Annotated in this window: 17 protein-coding genes and 1 pseudogene; 16 read left to right on the top strand and 2 right to left on the bottom strand. The window is 69.5% G+C overall.

Going from position 1 to position 18663, the window contains the following annotated elements:
• Positions 1–9 precede the first annotated feature (9 nt).
• The 5 genes and pseudogenes from ACWHYQ_RS18310 to pilO all read left to right on the top strand — a co-directional run.
• Positions 10–438 (top strand): annotated as a pseudogene (locus ACWHYQ_RS18310) (GspE/PulE/PilB domain-containing protein); the annotation flags it as partial.
• Positions 424–1737 carry a GspE/PulE family protein gene (locus tag ACWHYQ_RS18315; protein WP_447975597.1) on the top strand — a complete coding sequence of 438 codons (1314 nt, stop codon included), beginning with the start codon at positions 424–426 and terminating at the stop codon, positions 1735–1737. The pseudogene ACWHYQ_RS18310 and the gene ACWHYQ_RS18315, both read left to right, overlap by 15 nt.
• Positions 1737–2792, top strand: coding sequence for a hypothetical protein (locus ACWHYQ_RS18320; protein ID WP_447973534.1), 1056 nt, complete (start codon positions 1737–1739; stop codon positions 2790–2792). The genes ACWHYQ_RS18315 and ACWHYQ_RS18320 overlap by 1 nt, the downstream gene beginning before the upstream one ends.
• Positions 2792–3397 (top strand): PilN domain-containing protein, encoded by a 606-nt coding sequence (locus ACWHYQ_RS18325; RefSeq protein WP_447973535.1) that lies wholly within the window; start codon positions 2792–2794, stop codon positions 3395–3397. Before ACWHYQ_RS18320 ends, ACWHYQ_RS18325 begins: the two co-directional genes overlap by 1 nt.
• Positions 3398–3406: 9 nt before the next feature.
• Positions 3407–3973, top strand: coding sequence for a type 4a pilus biogenesis protein PilO (pilO, locus tag ACWHYQ_RS18330; RefSeq protein WP_447973536.1), 567 nt, complete (start codon positions 3407–3409; stop codon positions 3971–3973).
• Here pilO and ACWHYQ_RS18335 read toward each other — a convergent pair.
• Positions 3946–4140, bottom strand: a complete 195-nt coding sequence (locus ACWHYQ_RS18335; RefSeq protein WP_447973537.1) for a hypothetical protein — start codon at positions 4138–4140, stop codon at positions 3946–3948. The genes pilO and ACWHYQ_RS18335 overlap by 28 nt on opposite strands.
• A gap of 50 nt (positions 4141–4190) precedes the next feature.
• On the opposite strand from ACWHYQ_RS18335, the gene ACWHYQ_RS18340 reads away from it, so the two are divergent.
• Positions 4191–4469, top strand: coding sequence for a hypothetical protein (locus tag ACWHYQ_RS18340; protein ID WP_447973538.1), 279 nt, complete (start codon positions 4191–4193; stop codon positions 4467–4469).
• Between the two features lie 252 nt (positions 4470–4721).
• Positions 4722–6605: a serine/threonine protein kinase gene (locus tag ACWHYQ_RS18345; protein WP_447973539.1), complete on the top strand. Its 1884-nt coding sequence runs from the start codon at positions 4722–4724 to the stop codon at positions 6603–6605.
• Positions 6606–6620: 15 nt separating this feature from the next.
• On the opposite strand, the gene ACWHYQ_RS18350 is transcribed toward ACWHYQ_RS18345, so the two are convergent.
• Positions 6621–6860, bottom strand: coding sequence for a hypothetical protein (locus ACWHYQ_RS18350; RefSeq protein ID WP_447973540.1), 240 nt, complete (start codon positions 6858–6860; stop codon positions 6621–6623).
• A gap of 152 nt (positions 6861–7012) precedes the next feature.
• Between ACWHYQ_RS18350 and ACWHYQ_RS18355 the strand changes: the two genes are divergently transcribed.
• From ACWHYQ_RS18355 to ACWHYQ_RS18395, 9 genes are all read left to right on the top strand, one after another.
• Positions 7013–11173, top strand: a complete 4161-nt coding sequence (locus tag ACWHYQ_RS18355) for a PAS domain S-box protein (protein ID WP_447973541.1) — start codon at positions 7013–7015, stop codon at positions 11171–11173.
• Positions 11160–11849: a response regulator gene (locus tag ACWHYQ_RS18360; RefSeq protein ID WP_447973542.1), complete on the top strand. Its 690-nt coding sequence runs from the start codon at positions 11160–11162 to the stop codon at positions 11847–11849. Before ACWHYQ_RS18355 ends, ACWHYQ_RS18360 begins: the two co-directional genes overlap by 14 nt.
• Positions 11850–12215: 366 nt before the next feature.
• Positions 12216–13022 carry a response regulator transcription factor gene (locus tag ACWHYQ_RS18365; protein WP_447973543.1) on the top strand — a complete coding sequence of 269 codons (807 nt, stop codon included), beginning with the start codon at positions 12216–12218 and terminating at the stop codon, positions 13020–13022.
• Positions 13023–13230: 208 nt separating this feature from the next.
• Entirely contained in the window at positions 13231–14094 is an 864-nt protein-coding gene (locus ACWHYQ_RS18370) for a SurA N-terminal domain-containing protein (protein WP_447973544.1), read from the top strand.
• A gap of 47 nt (positions 14095–14141) precedes the next feature.
• Positions 14142–15113 carry an ABC transporter ATP-binding protein gene (locus tag ACWHYQ_RS18375; RefSeq protein ID WP_447973545.1) on the top strand — a complete coding sequence of 324 codons (972 nt, stop codon included), beginning with the start codon at positions 14142–14144 and terminating at the stop codon, positions 15111–15113.
• Positions 15110–15880 (top strand): ABC transporter permease, encoded by a 771-nt coding sequence (locus ACWHYQ_RS18380; protein ID WP_447973546.1) that lies wholly within the window; start codon positions 15110–15112, stop codon positions 15878–15880. The genes ACWHYQ_RS18375 and ACWHYQ_RS18380 overlap by 4 nt, the downstream gene beginning before the upstream one ends.
• Positions 15877–17268, top strand: a complete 1392-nt coding sequence (locus tag ACWHYQ_RS18385; RefSeq protein ID WP_447975598.1) for a GldG family protein — start codon at positions 15877–15879, stop codon at positions 17266–17268. Before ACWHYQ_RS18380 ends, ACWHYQ_RS18385 begins: the two co-directional genes overlap by 4 nt.
• A 22-nt stretch (positions 17269–17290) precedes the next feature.
• Entirely contained in the window at positions 17291–17698 is a 408-nt protein-coding gene (locus ACWHYQ_RS18390) for a hypothetical protein (protein ID WP_447973547.1), read from the top strand.
• Between the two features lie 6 nt (positions 17699–17704).
• Positions 17705–18619 carry a DUF4340 domain-containing protein gene (locus ACWHYQ_RS18395; protein ID WP_447975599.1) on the top strand — a complete coding sequence of 305 codons (915 nt, stop codon included), beginning with the start codon at positions 17705–17707 and terminating at the stop codon, positions 18617–18619.
• The last annotated feature ends 44 nt before the right edge of the window (positions 18620–18663 follow it).

Here is an 18663-nt window from a genome sequence, read left to right on the forward strand (position 1 = left end):
GAGGCTTCCATGCCCGCGCCGGTCCAACTGGTCCCGCTCGACGACATCCTGGTCCGCCGGGGTTTGCTCACGCCCGCGGAGGCGCAGGCCTGCGTCCAGCGGGCCCGAGAGGCCCGCCAGCCGCTGCGCACGCTCCTGTGGGAAGAGGGCCTGCTCCCCGACAGCGCGCTGGCGGAGGCCTTGGCCGCGCAGCACGGCCTTCCGTTCGTGACGCTCGTGGACTACGTCTTCGATGCGGAGCGCTTCTCGACGATCTCGGTGGAATGGATGCGCCGCTACCTCTTCCTGCCCCTCGAGGAGCGGGAGGGGATCCTGACGATCGCGGTCGCGGATCCCCAGGATCTCCAGACCCTCGACGAGCTCGAGCGCCTGCTGGCCCGCCCGTTGCGCCTCGCCGTGGCGCCGCGGGCTGCGCTGCAGGCGGTGCTGACCCAGGACGAGGGCGCCCGCCACGTCCTGACCCAGATCCAGGCGGAGTTCCGCCCGATCCTGGTCCGCGAGGACGAGCACGGCGACGAGATCCTGTCCGTTGACAAGATCGCCAAGGACCAGAGCCCCGTCGTCAAGCTGGTGGACACGATCATCCTGCGCGCGTTGCAGCAGCGCGCGAGCGACATCCACCTGGAGGCGACCGACCGCGCCGTGATCGTGAAGTACCGGATTGACGGCGTCCTCTACCTGGCGATGGACCCCCTCGACGTGAAGTTCCATGCCCCGCTGATCTCCCGGCTCAAGGTTATGTCGGAGCTGGACATTGCCGAGCGGCGGATCCCGCAGGACGGGCGGTTCAAGCTGCGTCTGGAGGCGCGGACGGTGGACTTCCGCGTGTCCATCCTCCCCAGCGCCGCGGGGGAATCGGTCGTCATCCGGATCCTCGACAAGGAGTACATCGCCTCCGGCGTGCAGGGCTTGCGGCTGAATCGGCTCGGCTACAACGCCGAGGACCTCCGGCGCTTCCGCCGCGCGATCACCGAGCCCTATGGCATGGTGCTGGTCACTGGCCCCACCGGGAGCGGCAAGACCACCTCGCTCTACGCCGCGATCAACGAGCTGAACTCCCAGGAGGAGAAGATCATCACGATCGAGGACCCGGTCGAGTACCAGCTCCCCGGCGTCGTCCAGATCCCGGTGAACGAGAAGAAGGGGCTCACGTTTGCGCGCGGGCTGCGGTCCATCCTTCGGCACGACCCAGACAAGATTATGGTCGGCGAGATCCGGGACGCGGAGACCGCCCAGATCGCCATCCAGTCGGCGCTGACCGGCCACCTCGTGTTCACCACCGTCCACGCGAACAACACCTTCGATGTGATCGGGCGCTTCGTGAACATGGGCATCGAGCCCTACAACTTCGTCGCGGCCCTGAACTGCATCCTGGCGCAGCGGCTGGTGCGCGCCATCTGTCCCGGGTGCAAGACGCCGATGCGGGTGGACCGCGCCCAGTGCGAGGAGTCGGGCCTCCCCTCGGAGCAGGTAAAGGACGTGCCCCTCTACTACGGCAAGGGCTGTGCGGCCTGCAACGGCTTGGGGTACCGCGGGCGCCGCGCGATCACCGAATTCCTGGACCTGAGCGACCGGATCAAGGAGATGATTCTGGACCGCCGGCCGTCCTCCGAGATCCGCAAGGCCGCGTTGGCCGAGGGGATGACTACGCTCCGCCAGGCGGCGATCGAGAAGGTGCTCAACGGGGAGACCACCCTGCGGGAGATCAACCGGGTCACCTTCGTGGAGGCGCTCTGATGCTCGCTCCGGTGCACCGTCCGCGGGCCGGGCTCTCGATCGGGCTGCGCGAGGCCTGCCTCGTCCAGATCTGGCCAGCCTGGCCGCGCTTTCTGGGCAGGCGGGCCCGGCCCCCCCGCGCCCACCACTGGCGGGCCTGCCCGTTGCCGAGCGGCCTCGTCCGCCCGTCCGAGGACAAGCCGAACCTGTCGGACGCCGCGGCGTTGACCGCCAGGCTCCGGGAGCTGCGGGGCCGGCGGCACGGCCTGCTGCCGGTCGCCCTCAGCCTGCCCGATCCCGCCGCGCGGATCGCGCTTCTGGAGTTCGACGCCCTCCCGCAGAAGACCGCCGATCTGGAGACCCTCCTGCGGTGGCGCCTGCGGCAGGAGTGCGGCCTGCCGACGGTGCCGGTCCGGCTCGCCTACCGGGCCTTTCGGACTCCGGGGCACGTCGCGCCCGGCGCGCGCCCCTTCCGGATCTGGGTCGCGGCCGTCCGCGAGGAGGTGCTGGCCCAGTACACCGACGCCTGCGCGGAGGCCGGCTTCTACCCGGTCGCCACAGGGCTGGCGAGCCTCCAGATCTTCGACCTCTGCCGGCCGACGCTGGCGGCCGCCCTCGCGCGCCAGGCCGAGCCCGGCGCGGGCGACGAGCGGGAGTTCTTCTTCCTGCACCGCGCGGAGTGGGGGTTCGCCTTCTTCGCCTTCCGCGGGCCCGCGCTGCAGTTCATCAGGGTGAAAGCCTGGCCCGCCGGGCCCGAGGCCCTCGACGGCGGCGCGAACGGAGCCGCCTGCGAGGAGGCCCTGTTCGCAGACGAGATCGTCGCGACTCTGCAGTTCTATACGGAGACCGTCCAGACCGAGGCGGCGGTCGGCCGGGGGCCGCTCTTCCTGGTCAGCAGCGCCACGGACTGCGCCTCGCTCCTGCAGAGCAGCCGGCTGCCGGCGCACCTCCAGAGCCTCGGGCTGAGCCTCGTTCCGCTGGTCGGCGCCGGCGAACCCAGCCACCCGAGTACCGGCACGCAGCCGGCTCTGTCGCCCGCGGGCCTCGCGGCCTGGGCCGGGGTGTGGGAGTCCTGATGCTGCCCCGTCTGTCCCTCCAGTTCGCCTCTCCGGATTGGCGCGCGCTGCGCACCGGCCAGTGGGGCCTGTGGCTCGTCCTCCTCGGCTCCCTGACCTTCTCGGCCTGGGCCTGGACGGACAGCATCTCCCATCACGACGAGGCCGACCGCTACGAGCAAGCCGCCCGGCGCACCCAGACGGAGACCCGGCAGTTCATCGCGAAGGCCAAGCAGGCCGGCTTCAATCTCTCCGACGAGCGGACGAAGACGCTGCCCCGGGAGGTGGCCTTCGCGAACCAACTGCTTGAGAAACGCGCCTTCTCCTGGACGCGTTTCCTGAGCGACCTGGAGAGCACGGTCCCACCGCGGGTCTCGATCACGTCTGTCGCGATCAACTTCACGGGCCTGACGATTACGCTGACCGGGGCTGCCTTGACGTTGAAGGATCTCACCTCCTTCGTGGACGGGCTCGAAGCCCACGAGGCGTTCGAAAAGGCGGTCCTGTCGCACCACCGGACGACCGAGCTGTTCCCGAGGAACGCGCGTGGAGGACCGGGCCGCGAGCAGGCAGGCATTCCGATCGTCGAGTTCACGCTGACGGTCGCCTACCGGCCGAGGCCATAGGGAGCGGGCATGGGCAGGTTTTCCCCTCATCTTTCCCCACCGACCCGGCTGGCGCTGCGCGGGCTGCTTCCGCTGGCGCTGCTCGCCGCGCTCGCGGTCGGGACCGCGGCGGGCATGGCGATCTTCGTCTGGGACCCTGCGCGGGCACGGCGCGCCGCGGCCGAATCCCTCTACAGCGTGGCCCGCCAGGACCAGGCGCGCCAGAAAGCCATGCGCAAGACGCTGGAAGATCTCGCCGACGTCTGGAGGGGCTTGCCCCTGCGCACCGAGTTTCCCGCGCTCATCCTCGCGGTCTCCGAGCTGGCGCAGCGGGATCGGGTCGTCATTCCCGGCATGACCTACTCGATGGAGAAGGTCGAGCACGAGCAGGTCCTCAAAGCCTCGATGACGTTCCGCGCCGCCGGCGAGTACGGCGCGATCCGGCGGTTCATCCATCGGATCGAGACGATGGGCTCCTACGTGGTGATCGAGAGCCTGGTAGCGACGCGCGGGAAGGACGCCCATCAAGTCGAATTCAGCATCAGGGCCGTGACCTTCCTCCGCCCCGATCAGGGGCCCAGCGGGAACGACGCATGAGCGATCGCCACAAGCGCCTGCTCCTCTTCGGGCTGCTCGCGTCCTGGGCGGCCCTGATCGCGCACCAGGTGCTCCAGGAGCCCGAGGTGCGGCGCGTGCCGCTCATCTACAAGTCCGGCTACGGCGTGTCGCCCCAGGCGATCGGCGCCCCCGCCGTGCGCCGCCATCGCCTTCTCCTGCTCGCTGACTACCTCGATCGGGGTGAAGATGTTCTTCGGTGGCTGGAACGCCGCTCCCGCCGGCGCCCGAGGTCCTGGCGGCGCAGAAGGCACGCGAGCAGATGGCCCAATACCGGTTTCTTGGCTATCTGACCCAGGACGGCGAAGATCTCGTGTTCCTACGGAAGGGACAGGCCATCTATCTGCTGAAGGCGGGCGACATGCTGGAGGATCGCATCCAGGTCAAGACCATTGACGCCACCTCCGTGAAGCTCCTGCACCTGCCGACGCGCGTGGAAGCCACGGTCCCGCTGACCACGGACGGTGCCCGCTCCTGATGGACTCATGGCTGCTGCGCAGCACGCGCCCCCCGCTTGTCCGCCCTCAAAGCAGGGGGTTCGCCAGACGAGGGGCCAGCCTCATCAAAGGAGAGAATCATCAGGTGACCGTGCGGCCCGCGCGCCCGGCTGTGATAAGCTAGAGCCTCGACTCCGTCGGAAGCCGGTCCTCTGCGGGACCCTGTCACGGTGCCGCAGTGTGCCGGGAGGCTGGCTGCTCGGACAGGGACAACGACCGCAGGGTCCCGCGCCATGGCCCAGACGCTGCCTCACACACTCGGTGATCGGTACCACGTGCTGAAGATCCTCCGGGAGGGACAGGGCATCGAGACCTTCCTGGGACGTGATCTCCAGCGGCGAACCGACGTCGTCATCAAAGCGGCGGTCGCGGCCGCCCTGACCGCCGCGACCGTCCGGCGGCTAGAGCGCGAGACGGAGGCGCTGCGGGAGCTGGCGACCGGGTGTCTCGCTCCACCGCTGCTGGTGACCTCCGAAGCCGGGCGTGTCTATGTCGTCACCTCCTTCGTCCCCGGCGTGAGCCTCCGCACGAGACTGGCCTGCGGGCCCCTGCCGGTGCGCGAGGCGATCACGGTCGGGTGCTGCCTCATGGACGCCCTCCGCACGGCCCACGCCCACGGCGTCCTCCACCTCCACATCAAGCCGGCCGACCTCATCCTGGACCGCGCCTCGTCGCCGAGGCAGGCCACCTTGGTTGATTTCGGACTGGCCCGCGGCCGCCAGCTCGACACCTTCCTCGAGAGCAAGTCCCGAGAGACGGCAGTGTACGCCTCCCCGGAACAGGCCGGCGCGCTGGCTCACCAGGTGGACCAGCGCGCCGACCTCTATTCCGCCGGCATCGTCCTGTTCGAATGTCTCGCCGGGCAGCCTCCCTTTCAGGGCCAGACGGTTGGGGATCTCCTCCGGCAGCACGTCACCACGCCACCTCCCTCCCTGCGCGCCCGGGCCAACCGACCGGTCCCTCGCGCGCTGGACGAGATCGTCCAGCGCCTGTTGCGCAAAGACCCCCAGGACCGATACCAGACCGCCGCCGCCGTGCTGGCCGACCTGCAAGAGCTGGCTCGTGCCTGGGACCAAGGGGACTTCGAGCCCGAGCTCGTCGTCGGCACGCGGGACCGGCGCCGGACCCTGACCGCTCCCGCCTTCGTCGGGCGGGCTAAGGAACTCGCCGCCTTGCTCGCCGAGTTCCAGCTCGCCCGGCAAGGACATGGCCGCTTGGTGGTGGTCGAAGGAGAATCCGGCAGCGGGAAGACCTGCCTATTGGAGGAGCTCGCCCACCTCTCGGCAGGCGAAGGTGCCCGCCTCCTGCGCGGCCAGGGGGTGGTCCAGTCGGCCCAGCGGCCCTTCCAGGTGCTCGACGACGTGGTGTCAGCCCTGCGAGCCGCCGCGCAATGCGAGCGCTCCCTCGTGGTCGCCCTGCGGGACCGCTTGCCAGACCAGGCAGCCAGGGCGGCCGCGTGCACGGCGATGCCCCAGCTCGCCGAAGTCCTGGGACCAGGCCCGGGCGACACCCTCGGCCCCGAGGCCTACGGCGAGACGCGAAGCCTGTCTGCCCTCACGCGGGTGCTGGACGCCGTCGGGACGCCGGACCAGGTCGCCGTCGTGCTGCTGGACGACTGCCAGTGGGCCGACGAGCAAACGGTGAAGCTGCTGAAGGCTTGGCAACGCCGCCGCCTCCGCGGAGGAGGCGCCGACTGCCATGTCCTCATCGTGGTCGCCTTCCGCCCCGAGGAAGTGCCCGCCGGGCACGCCCTGCGTAGCCTCTCCCCCTCCCTGCATCTCCGGCTCGAGCCCTTCGGGGCCGACGCGATCCGGGGATTGGTGGAGTCCATGGCCGGACCCGTTCCGGACGAGGCGCTCGCCGTGGTCTCGCGCGTCTCCGGCGGAAGTCCCTTCATGGTCATGGCGATCCTGCGCGGCTTGGTGGAGACCGGCGCGCTGGTCGCCGAGCCAGACCTGCTCGAGCGGGAGCCGCAGGAACCCGTGTGGCGAATGAAGTCGCTTGCGCTCACCGACGTGCAATCGTCGCGGATGGCCGCGGCGTTCCTCACGCACCGGCTCGACCTGCTGCCCGCCGAGACCCTGTACCTGCTCTCGGTCGGCGCGGTCCTCGGCTAGACCTTCGACCTCCCCCTAGCCGCCGCGCTCGCCGGGCACCAGCCGCCAGATGCGACCCGGGCGATCGCGATCGCCCGGCAGCGGCACATCGTCTGGCTGGACGCCCAGGGCACGCCCTGCACCTTCGTCCACGACAAGCTTCGCGAGGCCCTGCTCACGAGGCTGAGCGAGCAGGAGCGCCGCTACCTCCACCACCGGGCCGCGCTCTGCATCGAAAGCCTCGATCCCGCCCGCGCCTTCGATCTGGCCTTCCATTTTGACGCCGCCGGGGAATATGCCGGGCCCTGCCTTACGCGCTCGCAGCCGCGGCGGCCGCGCGGTCGCGCCACGCCCTCGAGAACGCCGAGCATTACTATCGGATCGCCGAGCGCGGCGCCTCCACCGGCGACGCCGTCACGCGCCGCCAAGTGGCGCAGGGCCTCGGCGAGGTGCTCCTGCTCCGGGGCCGGTACGACGAGGCCGCTCGGCAGTTCACGCGGGCGCGGGCCTTGGCGGAAAGCGACCACGTCCGAGCCCAGCTTGACGGGCGGCTCGGGGAACTCGCCTTCAAGCAGGGGGATATAAAAACGGCCACGGAGGCCCTGGAGCAGGCGCTCCGGCTGCTCGGCAAGTGGGTCCCGCGGAGGCCCCTCGCCTTCGCCGCCGGCTTGCTGTGGGAGGTGGTCGTCCAGACCTTGCACAGCGTGGCGCCTCGGGTGTTTCTGGCCCGGCGCCGCCTGGAGCGGGGAGCACGCGACTTGCTGGCCATGCAGCTTTACAGCCGGCTGGGGTACGCCTACTGGTTTCAACGGGGCAAGATCCCCTGCCTCTGGACGCACCTGCGCGAGATGAACCTCGCCGAGCGGTACCCGCCGACGCCGCAGCTCGCCCAGGCCTATTCGGAGCATGGGCCGGCGATGTGCATGCTGCCATGGTTCCGCCGCGGGATCGCCTACGTCGAGCGCTCGCTCGCCCTGCGGAAGTCGCTCGGCGATCTCTGGGGCCAGGGCCAGAGTCTGCACTTTTACGGGGTGCTGCTGTATGCGGCCTCCCGCTTCGCAGATTGCATCGAGAAATGCCGGGAGGCGATGCGCCTGTTTGAGCAGGCCGGCGACCCCTGGGAGAGCGACGCGGCACTGTGGCACATCGCCTACTGCCTCTACCGGCTGGGCGACTTTCGCAGCGCCGCCGAGCTGAGCCAGCGCGTGTATCAGCGATGCCAGGAGCTGGGCAACGTGCAGGGGATGGGCGTCAGCCTCGAGGTCTGGGCGCTCGCGACGGAAGGTCGGGTCCCGAGGGCGCTGCTTCAAACGGAGCTGCAGCGTCCCCGGGACGACGTGCAGGCGGTCGCGTCCGTGCTGCAGGCCGAGGCGCTCCGGCTCATGGCGGAGGGACGTCCCGGCGAGGCCGCGACCGTGCTCACCCGCGCCGGCGCGCTAGTCCGTCAGGCCGGCATGCGGAACGAATACGTTGTACCCATCTACGCCTGGCTGGCCACGGCCGCCCGGCGGGAGGCGGAGCGTACGCCCCTGACGAACCCGGCGCGGCGGGCGGCCTGCCTGCGGCAGGCGCAGGAGGCAGTCCGCCGCGCCTGCCGGCTCGCGGCCTGGTTCCAGAACAGCCTGCCGCACGCCCTGCGGGAGGCCGGACTGCTCGCTGCCTTCCGCGGACGGCCCCGTCGCGCCCGGGCCCTGCTCGATCGCAGCCTCGCCGTGGCGCGCGCCCAGGGAGCCCAGTACGAGCAGGCGCAGACGCTCCTCGCCCGGGGGCTGGTCGGCCTGGAGTTGGGCTGGCCGGACGCGGCCCAGGATCTCGCCCAGGCACACCAAACCTTCCGCAGCCTGGGCGTGGAGGGGGTCCCGCGCCGGCGGCAGGGGGACCTCGAGCGCGGCGGGGAGGCGAAACCCGCGACCCTCTCGTTGGCGGAGCGGTTCGACACGGTGCTGAACATGGGCCGGCTGCTCGCGTCTGCCCTCAGCCGGGAGAAGATCTTCACCGCCGTCCACGAGGCGGCGCTCACCCTGCTGCGCGCGGAACAGGGCCGCGTGATCGAAATCCTCACGGAGCACGATCGCGTCGAGATCCGGACGGTCGCGGGCGAGCCCGACGACGCCCTGAACCAGGCCGTCGCCGCGCAGATCCTGGCGAGCCCGCGGCCGGCCATCCTGACCCGAGACCTGGCCGACACCGGCAGCGCGGCCGCGGCCCTCCAGGAGGAGCTGGCCGTCCTCTGCGCCCCGATCCTGGTGCGCGGCCATGTGACCGGAGGATTCTACGTCACCCACCGCCGGGTGGAGGGGCTCTTCGGCGAGAGCGAGATCCGGCTGGCGGAGTACATTAGCGTGCTGGCCGGCACCGCCCTCGAGAACGCGGAAGGCTTCGCGGAGCTGCAACGCACGCACGAGGAGCTGCAAGCGCGTGTCGAGGAGGCTGCGCTCAACGTCGAGATCAGCGCCGCGGTGCTCAAGTCCGGAGACCTGCCGACGATCCTGCAGGCCTGTGCGGACATCGTGCTCCGGCATTTCCACGCCGTACTGGTCCGCGTGTGGACCTACGATGAGGCGCGGGGGACGCTCGATCTGCAGGCGAGCGCCGGCCGGCTCGCCGCGGGCGGCGCGTCGCCGGACCACCCCCTGCTGGACCTGTCGGAGCTGGACCGGCTCGCCCGTGCGCGGCAACCCTACGTCGCCACCTGCGCACTGGACAACCGCCTCGTCCGCCACAGGGCTTCTGCCGATTTGAAGGAGCTTACCTCCATCGCCGCCTATCCGCTGGCCGTGGAAGAACGGGTCGTGGGCGTCATGGCCATGGTCACGCGCCAGGAGCCCAGCGACGCGATCGTCCGGAAGCTGTCCCTGGTCGCGGAGCCGCTGTCGCAGTGCATCATCCGGAAATGGGCGGAGCAGGAGATCCGGACCCTGAACGAGGAGCTGGAGCAGCGGGTGATCACCCGGACGCAGGAGCTGGAGGCGGCCAAGCAGGCCCTGGAGCGAGATCTCTGCCAGCGGGAGCAGGACGAGCGCCGGCTCGCCGCCCAGCACGCGGTCACGCGCGTGCTGGCCGACTCCCCAACGCTGACCGACGCCATTCCCCAGATCTTGCAGGCGATCTGCGAACGGTTGGACTGGAAGCTGGGCGCCTTCTGGCAGGTGGATCGGTACGCCGGGCTGATCCGCTGCACCGACCTGTGGCACGCGGCGCGCGGCGATGGGATGGCGGAGTTCGACGCCGCGAGCCGCACCACCGCGCTCGCGCCGGGCATCGGGCTGCCCGGGCGGATCTGGGCGTGGCGCCAACCGGTCTGGGTCCCCGACGTGCGGGAAGACCCGAACTACCCGCGGGGCCCCGCGGCGACGCGGGCGGGCCTGCATGCGGCGTTCGGCTTTCCGATCCTGAGCGGCAGCGAGGTCCTCGGCGTCATCGAGTTCTACAGCGATGCGCTTCAGGAGCCCGATGACGACCTCCTCCGCATGATGGCCGCGGTCGGGAGCCAGATCGGCCAGTTCATCGAGCGGAAGCGCGCGGAGGAGGCCCTGCGTGAGAGCGAGGAGCGGTACCGTACGGTCGCGGAAACGGCCGCCGAGGCCATCATCACGATTGACGAGACCAGCACCATGGTCTTCGTGAACCGGGCCGCCGAGCAAATCTTCGGCTACACTGCCGAGGAGATGCTGGGCCAGAAGCTCACGCTACTCATGCCGGAGCGGCTGCGCACCGCCCACGAGCGCAGCATGGCTCGGTACCTCACGACGAACCAGCGGCACCTGTCCTGGGAGCGCGTGCACCTGCCCGGCCGTCACAAGAGCGGGCGGGAGATCCCGCTCGAGCTGGCCTTCTGGGAATTCACCCAGCAAGGCAAGCGTTTCTTCAGCAGCATCGTGCGGGACATCACCGAGCGGGTCCAGGCGGCGGAGCTCCGCACCCGGCTGCTCGAGCAAGTCATCTCCGCGCAGGAGGAGGAACGGCGCCGCATCGCGCGCGAGCTGCACGACGAGACCGGCCAGGCCCTCATGTCGCTCCTGGTCGGCCTGCACACGATCGAGGGCGCCCCCTCGCTGGCCGAGGCGCAGGCGCAGGCCGGGCGGTTCCGGCGGATCGCCGCGCAGGCACTCGACGAGGTGCGCCGTCTGGCGATCGGCCTGCGCCCCAGCGTGCTGGACGACCTCGGGCTGGCGGCCGCTCTCGAGCGCTACGCGACCGAGTACAGCCAGGCCTATGGCATCGCCGTGGACCTGCACGCGCCAGGCCTGAACGAAGCGCGGTTGCCCCCGGCGCTGGAGATCACGCTGTACCGCATCCTCCAGGAGGCACTCACCAATATCGCCAAGCACGCGGGCGCCACGCTCGTGAGCATCGTCGTCGAGCGGCAGCCCGGCCAGGTGCGAGCGATCATCGAGGACGACGGCTGCGGCTTCGACGTGGACGCGGCGCTGCAGATGTCCCGCACCACCAAGCACCTAGGCCTCCACAGCATGCGCGAACGGGCCGGGTTGGTGAACGGGACGATCGCCATCGAGTCCACGCCCGGCCGGGGCACGACCATCTACGTCACGATCCCGGTGGAGGAGCCACGCCATGGGCAAGATTAAAGTTCTGATCGCCGACGACCATGCGGTCCTGCGGGCCGGACTCCGCATGCTGGTCAACGCCCAGCCCGACATGGAAGTCGTGGACGAAGCCGCCGACGGGGCCATGGCCCATCAGAAGGCGGTCGAGACGAACCCGGATGTGGTGCTGATGGACATCACCATGCCGGGGCGGAGCGGCATCCAGGCGATCGAGGACATTCGCCGGGACTGCCCGCAGACCAAGGTCCTGATCCTCACCATGCACGACGACCCGGCCTATGTCCGCTCGGTGCTGGCGGCCGGCGGCGCCGGCTACGTCATCAAGAAGGCCCCGGACCTCGACCTGCTCGCCGCGATCCGCGCCGTCTACCGGGGGCGGACCTTCGTAGACTTGACGCTCGCGGACGGGGTCGCTCAGGACGTCCTGGGCAGAAAAGCCTTGAACAGCAAGGTCCACGAGGGCCGACCCATGAGCCTGCTCAGCCAGCGCGAGCGCGAGGTGCTCTGCCTCGTCGCACAGGGCTACATGAACCGGCACATCGCCGAGCGCCTGCGCCTCAGCGTGAAGAGTGTCGAGACCTACCGCTGGCGGATCGCCGAAAAGCTCGGGCTACGTAGTCGCGCCGACCTCGTCCGCTACGCCCTGGAAGTCGGCCTCCTGGCGCCCGGGACCATCCCTCCAGGCGAGGACAGTTGACCGGTCTCATCCTCCCCTCACGTCCTCCGTCTCCCTGATAGCCCATCTTCTATGTCCTGAAAAACCCTGACACGCAGACCGGCTTCGTCACCGCTCCACCGCCAGGCTGTCCAAGTGCTCGTGTTTCAAGGCCGATCAGCGGTCAGTGGTTCCTCTGACAACCGCTGCGATTGCTAGCCATTCTCCTGACATACAGCCCCACGGTCTCTTGCTACAACCTTCCCTGCAAGCGTACGCAGGATCAAGTACTGAGTGGGCCCGCCACCCGCGCCGAGATCGAGCGGGTGGAACAGGGCAGAGACACCCGGGGCGCTCACGGACAGGCTGTTCACGCACCAGGCGAACCACTCCACGCGAGGTTATCGTATGACACGACATGGCTGGCTCAAACAGTCCGGGATTCTCGTCTTCGACCTCCGGTGTCAGTTGCTGTATTCGAACTTCGAGGGGCGGCTGTTGCATGGGTACGGCAAGAACGGGGACGCTCCGGTGATGGAGCACGACCTGGCCTTCGACATCAAGCGGCTGTGCCTGCGCTTGAGAAAGCTGATCGGGACGTCCCCCGGGGACGCCCATCCCGACCGGTTCGAGACCGAGTCGCTGACCGTGCCGGTCGGCGACGTGAACTACCGGTTGGAGGGGTCGGTGCTGTCCTCCGAGCTGTCGAAGGAGCCCTGCATCCTGATCGTCGTCGAGGAGGAGAAGCAGCGCCCGGTGCCGAAGCTCAATCTGGCTCACTTTCAAGCGACGTACAAGCTGACGCGCCGCGAGATCCAGATCCTCGAGCTGCTGAGCAAGGGCGCCAGCTACAAGGAAATCGCCTACACCCTCTCGATCTCGGCCCACACGGTCCGAGATCACATCAAGAACATCCGCCTCAAGCTCCATGCCGAGAGCAAGTGCGGCATCATGGCCCGCCTGATCGAGGATGCGGGCATGTACGAAGAGGCCAGGCTGGCCGGCACTCCGAACTGTGACGGCTCGCCCGCCGGCGAGACCCGCCAGTCCGAGGCCAAGCCAGCCGGCGTGGGACTGGGGGGCGGCCCGGCCCCAGGCGGGGTCGGACAGACCAGCCCGGGGCTTAAGCCGAAGGAGACGTTCGCCGCTCCCAGCGGCCGAACGCCGGAGAGCCGCGCGACTCGCGGCGCCTATGCCCGTTCAAGCCGGCTCTAGCGGCGGGCTCGCCGCACGTTCGGTCAGCGGCGGAAGCGGGGCGCCCCGTGGGTGCCCCCACCTCGCGCGCGGCGCGCCCGACCGCCCAACGGGCGGGAGACCCGACGCCCAGAATATTCCCGCTGCACGGTCGCGGCTGGGGCGGCGGAAGGCCTCAGGGGAGAAGGACTGCGACCCGACACGGAACAGCGGAGGCAGGAGGAGAACCATGGCGGTGACTGCGCGAGGCCTTCAGGCGGCAACCTGGCTCGTAACAGCCCTTCTGGTCTTGCCGCTTTCCTGCACCAAGACGGAGCCGCCGCGGCCCAAGAAGGTGTCCGATACGCTTCCGAAGGTCGTCGCCAGCGTCAACGGCGTCAACATCGAGCGGGAGGCCGTGCTCGAACGCCTCGACCAGGCCCGGACCATGATGGCCCACCAGCAGCACATGAGCCAATCCCCAGCGGACGTGGCAGCGGGCGCCCAGGCGGCGTCGACGCAGGCTCCGGCTCCCCTGTCGCCGGCCGAGCAGGCGCGACAGGACGCCGAGCAGGAAAAGGAGCTCCTCCATTCCATCATCAACCAGATGGTCCTCGAGGAGCTCAAGAAGCAGGAAGCCGCCCGACTCGGGCTCCGCGTCGCGCCCGAGCAGCTCGAGGCCAACGTCAAACGCATCGAAGAGCAGTCAGGGTCGCGGGAGTCGCTGGAAGAGCAGCTCCGGCAGGGGCATACCACGATTGACCAGTGGCGCACGCAGTTGCACCAGGCCCTGCTGTTCCAGGCACTCGAGGCCCGCCGCCGCGCCGCCACGCCCGTCAGTGACGAGGAAATCCGCCAGTACTGGGAGCAGAACCGGGCGACGCTGGCCCAGCTCTGGAACACCACCCGGCTGGACCAGGTCCGCGACCGCATCCGCGCCCTCATCCAGCAGAGCCGATGGCCCGCGGAGGAGGCCCAATGGTACCAGGAGCTCGTCCGGTCGGCGAAGATCTGGGTGGATCCCGCCGTCCGCCAGCAACTCGCGCGGCCGCCCGACCACGCGCATCCGGGAGAGCCCCCCGCAGCCGCCCAAGCCGGCGCCCCAAAGGGGTAGTGGCCTTCGACCGAGGGGAATGAGGAGAGCAAAGAGGGAGACGCTCCATGATTGAAGTCCGGGACTTGACGAAGCGGTACGGGCACGTGACCGCGATTGACGCGATCAGCTTCTCCGTGCGGTCGGGCGAGATCGTCGGGCTGCTCGGCCCCAACGGGGCCGGCAAGACAACCACGATGCGGATCCTCACGGGCTGCATGCCCGCGACCAGCGGCACCGCCTGCGTCGGAGGCTACGACATGATCACCCACGCGACGGAGGCCAAGCGACGGATCGGTTACCTGCCCGAATTCATCCCGCTCTATCCGGACATGACCGTGCCCGAGTACCTGGACTACCTGGGCGCGCTGCGCGGCTTGCGCGGCCGGGACCTCCGGGTCGCACGCGAGCGCGTGATCGAGCGCTGCGGGCTCCAGGAAATGCGCCGCCGCCTGGTCAAGAATCTCTCGAAGGGCTACCAGCAACGGCTCGGGCTCGCCCAGGCCCTGATCCACGGCCCGTCCATCCTGATCCTGGATGAGCCGACCGGCGGACTCGACCCCCGCCAGAGCCACGAGATGCGGCAGTTCATCCGGCGGCTCGCCGGCGAGCACACGATCTTGCTGAGCACCCACATCCTGCCGGAGGCCACCACCCTCTGTGAGCGGGTCGTCATCATGCACCGCGGCCGCATCGCCGCCGTGGACGAGCAGGAGAGGCTGGCAGCGCGGCTGCGCAAATCGGAAAAACTGGTCGTGCGTCTCCGCCACCCGTCCCCCGACGCGCTCCGCAGCCTGCGGCACATCCCCGGCGTGATCGGGGTCTATTCGGCGACGGGGTGGGGCCAGGGCAAGCCCGGCGGCCCCGGCGAGCAACGGTGGGTGGTCGAGTGCGAACTGGGCAAGGATCTCACGGAGGAGATCGCGCGGCTGGCGGTCCAGCGCGCCTGGGGCCTGGCCGAGCTGGCCCCGCTCGCGATGAGCCTGGAAGAGGTCTTCCTCAACCTGACGAATCCGAGCGAGCCGGAGGCGGAGTCATGAGCACGCTCTGGGTGATTGCTCGGCGCGAGGTCTGGAGCTACCTCACTTCCCCGGTCGCCTACGTGGTGTCGGCCATCTTCCTCGCGATCGTGGGCTTTCTGTTCTACGGGGTCGCGAAGCTGGCCAGCGAGCGGAGCATGCAGTGGCTGCAGTTTCAGGGCTCGGTGCCGGCCTTCAACGTGATTCAGCTCGTCTTCCGTCCTGTCTTTCAGGACATGGCGCTGGTGCTGGTGTTTGTCGTGCCGCTGCTGACCATGCGGCTGTTCGCCGAGGAGCGCCGGCAGCGGACCTACGACCTGCTCTTCAGCGCGCCCATCTCGATCGTGGCGATCGTCGGCGGCAAGTTTGCCGCCGCGGTGCTGATCTACACCGTGCTGCTCGCGCTGACCGCGGTCCTGCCCCTGCTGCTCGGCCAGTTCGCCGTCTTCCCCTGGACCGCGCTCGCGGCCGCCTATCTCGGCCTGTGGCTCCTCGGGCTCGTGTTCATCGCTGTGGGCCTCTTCGCGTCCACGCTGACCGAGTATCAGATCGTCGCGGCGTTCACGGGCGTTGGGATCCTCCTCGTCCTCTGGGTCGTGGGCCTGATCGGACAGGACGCCGAGCTGACCTTCCTGGCCACCACGCTGAGAAGGATCGCCGTGTCGGTCCATTTCGACAGCTTCGTCCAGGGGCTGGTCTGCACCTCGTCCATCGTCTTCTTCACGAGCCTTGCGCTGCTGTGGCTGACAATGGCCTATCGCGTCGTGGAGGCAAACCGGTGGAAATGAAGCGGCTCTCGTTCCTGCTGACCTGGTTGCGGCTCCCCGCGGTCGCCCGGGCGCTCCGGGGGGCCAACAGTGTCGTGATCGTGCTCGTGGTCGCTGGCATGCTCGTCGTGGTCAACGCCCTCGCCGCCTATCGGGACGTGCGGTGGGATCTTTCGGAAACCCGGCGCTTCACCCTGGCACCCCAGACCCTGAGCCTCCTCGAGCAGCTCGATCAGGAAGTCACGGTCTACGCCTTCGCGCAAAAGGGCAGCGATGAGGAACGCAAGGGGCAGGAGCTGCTCGACACCTACGCGGCCAGGTCGCCCAAGCTTCGCTACCGCGTCCTCGATCCCGACCAGCACCCGGCCCAGGCCAAGGAGTTCGGCGTGAGCCAATACGGGACGATCGTGGTGACCACCGCGACCGGCCGGCAGGCGCGCGGCACGGCGATCACGGAGGCCGAGGTCACCCGTGCGCTCCTCCGCGCGTGGCGTGACCGCGGCCAGGCCCTCTACTTCCTCGAAGGCCACGGCGAACACGAGCTGACCGACAGCTTGAAGCCGGGCTACGCCCAGCTCCGGGCGGTCCTTGAGCAGGAAGGCTTCATCCCCAAGTCCGTCAAGCTCTTGAACGGGGAGCCGGTCCCGAACGATGCGGCGACGCTCGTCGTCGCCGGCCCCAAGATCCCCCTCCAGGCCGCCGAGGTGGCGAGCCTCCGGCAGTACCTGCAACGGGGCGGCCGCCTGGCCGTGCTCGCGGACCCACACACCGAGACGGGCCTCGAGCCGCTCCTGGCGGAGTGGGGCCTCACCCTGGGCGCCGGCGTCGTCGTGGATCAGGGCGCCCGCACATTCGGCGGCTCCTTCACGCTGCCACTGGTTACCATCTATACGACCCACGAGATCGTGCGCGAGTTGAAGCTGCCCACGCTGTTCGCCGAGGTCCGCCCGGTCTTCGTGGATCATCGGAACCCGGACTACGCCGGCGTCCCGCTGGCCCAGACCACGAACCAGAGCTGGGCCGAGTCCAGCGTGGGCGCGGGCCCGCCCCAGTTCGACCCGAGCCAGGAGGCCCGGGGCCCCTTCAGCCTGGCTGTGGCAGCCCAGCCCAGAACCATGCTCTCGGATATCAAAGGAAGCCCGCGGCTGGTGGTGGTCGGCGACTCCGACTTCTTGAGCAACGTGTACGTCAACTTCTCCGGCAACCGGGACCTCTTCCTGAACATGGTCAACTGGCTCATCCAGGGACTCGACGCGTTCACCATCCGGCCGCACGAGGCCAACGTCAGCCCAATCATCCTCTCGGAGCAACAGGCCAACCTCCTGTTTGCGATTCCCGTGGTGGCGCTGCCCATCCTGATCACCTGCACCGGGTGGGGCATCTGGCGGTATCGGTGCACGCGGGTCTGAGGCACGACCGGTCCGGCCTCCTATGCGCAACCTCCTCACCTTCGCTGGCCTCCTCTTTCTCCTGGCGGTCGTCTGGGGGACCTGGGCCAAGATCCGGCCGGTCGCCGAGCAGGCGCCCGCGCAGGCCGGACAGGCCGCCCGGGCGCAGCCGCTGCTGACCTTCGAGCCCAGCACCGTCACCCGCCTCGCGGTACGCCGTGGGCGGGTGGCCTTCTCGATCAAGCGCGGCGAGGGGCAGGGGTGGCTCGTCCAGACGCCATTCCAGGCTCGCGCCGACGCCTACCTGGCGGAGCGCGCCCTGCTCGTCCTGCACAAGATCCCGGCCGAGCAGCTCATCCAGCCGCAGGGAACATCCCTGAGCCAGTACGGACTCGGTCCCGACGACCCACGCACCAGGATCGTGCTGGAAGACCGCGGAACGAGCCACTAGATCGAGCTGGGTGGAGGGTCGCCCAACGGCAAAATGATCTATGCCCGCAGCTCCGAGCGCGACGGGATCGTCCTGGTGCCGAAGGACAGCCTGCAGGCCCTGCCCAAGGAGGCGACTGACCTGCTGGACCAGCGGATCTTCCCCATCGCGCTCGACCCACTCCGGACGATCGAGGTGGCCCGCGACGGCGCCCGGCTGACGCTCCAGGCGGGCGGCACCGGCTGGATGCTCACCGCCCCGATCCGCACGCGAGCGGACACCCAGGTCATGACGGAATGGCTCAAGCGACTCGCGGCGCTCACCGCTGCGGCCGTCCGCCTCCCCGATACGGGAGCCGGCCGGCGCGCGCTGCGCACCCGCCTGGGCTCGATCCGGATGGCGGCCGGCCAGACCAGCCTGACCGCCGAGCTGTTCCGGAGAGGCGACGCGATCCTGGTCCGCCGTTCCGACCAGCCTGCCCTCGAGTTCGAGCTGCCCGCAGCCCAGCTCCCACTGCTCTTCCCCGACGCATTTGCGCTCCGGGACAAGCACTTAATCCAGGGCGCGGACCCGATCACCGCGGTGGAGTTCCGCAACCGGGACCGGGTCCTGTCGTGGATCAGAACCCCGCGAGGGTGGGTCCGGGCAGGAATCGCCCCGACGGCCGACCTGCCCGAGCGGCAAGCGGAGCGACTCGAGCGCTGGCTGACGGACCTCCGCCTCGCCGCCGGCAGCGCGCCGGTGCCGACGCTCATCCGTTGTAGGCCGCAGGAATCGTCCCGGTGGGTCGTGACGCTCCGGGGTCCTGGGCGCCAGGTCGTCGGGCGCATGGCCCTGGCGAGGACCAAATCCTGCGGCGATGTGGCGACACTCCCCACCGGCGAATGGGTCCGGCTCCCGCAGCCGGACCTCCTCAACGAGATTCCGGTTGGAAGCGGCTGATCGCGCGGGACCAATGGCCGGCTCACCCCCAGTCATGCGGGGGA

It is taken from the genome of Nitrospira sp. Kam-Ns4a, from assembly GCF_965152595.1.

Bases quoted from the DNA above. Each gene is read 5' to 3' on its own strand.
- ACWHYQ_RS18320 (WP_447973534.1), top strand. From the start codon at position 1,737: ATGCTCGCTCCGGTGCACCGTCCGCGGGCCGGGCTCTCGATCGGGCTG.
- ACWHYQ_RS18325 (WP_447973535.1), top strand. From the start codon at position 2,792: ATGCTGCCCCGTCTGTCCCTCCAGTTCGCCTCTCCGGATTGGCGCGCG.
- pilO (WP_447973536.1), top strand. From the start codon at position 3,407: ATGGGCAGGTTTTCCCCTCATCTTTCCCCACCGACCCGGCTGGCGCTG.
- ACWHYQ_RS18335 (WP_447973537.1), bottom strand. From the start codon at position 4,140: ATGGCGGCGCACGGCGGGGGCGCCGATCGCCTGGGGCGACACGCCGTA.
- ACWHYQ_RS18345 (WP_447973539.1), top strand. From the start codon at position 4,722: ATGGCCCAGACGCTGCCTCACACACTCGGTGATCGGTACCACGTGCTG.
- ACWHYQ_RS18350 (WP_447973540.1), bottom strand. From the start codon at position 6,860: ATGGAAGGCCAGATCGAAGGCGCGGGCGGGATCGAGGCTTTCGATGCA.
- ACWHYQ_RS18360 (WP_447973542.1), top strand. From the start codon at position 11,160: ATGGGCAAGATTAAAGTTCTGATCGCCGACGACCATGCGGTCCTGCGG.
- ACWHYQ_RS18365 (WP_447973543.1), top strand. From the start codon at position 12,216: ATGACACGACATGGCTGGCTCAAACAGTCCGGGATTCTCGTCTTCGAC.
- ACWHYQ_RS18370 (WP_447973544.1), top strand. From the start codon at position 13,231: ATGGCGGTGACTGCGCGAGGCCTTCAGGCGGCAACCTGGCTCGTAACA.
- ACWHYQ_RS18375 (WP_447973545.1), top strand. From the start codon at position 14,142: ATGATTGAAGTCCGGGACTTGACGAAGCGGTACGGGCACGTGACCGCG.
- ACWHYQ_RS18380 (WP_447973546.1), top strand. From the start codon at position 15,110: ATGAGCACGCTCTGGGTGATTGCTCGGCGCGAGGTCTGGAGCTACCTC.
- ACWHYQ_RS18385 (WP_447975598.1), top strand. From the start codon at position 15,877: ATGAAGCGGCTCTCGTTCCTGCTGACCTGGTTGCGGCTCCCCGCGGTC.
- ACWHYQ_RS18390 (WP_447973547.1), top strand. From the start codon at position 17,291: ATGCGCAACCTCCTCACCTTCGCTGGCCTCCTCTTTCTCCTGGCGGTC.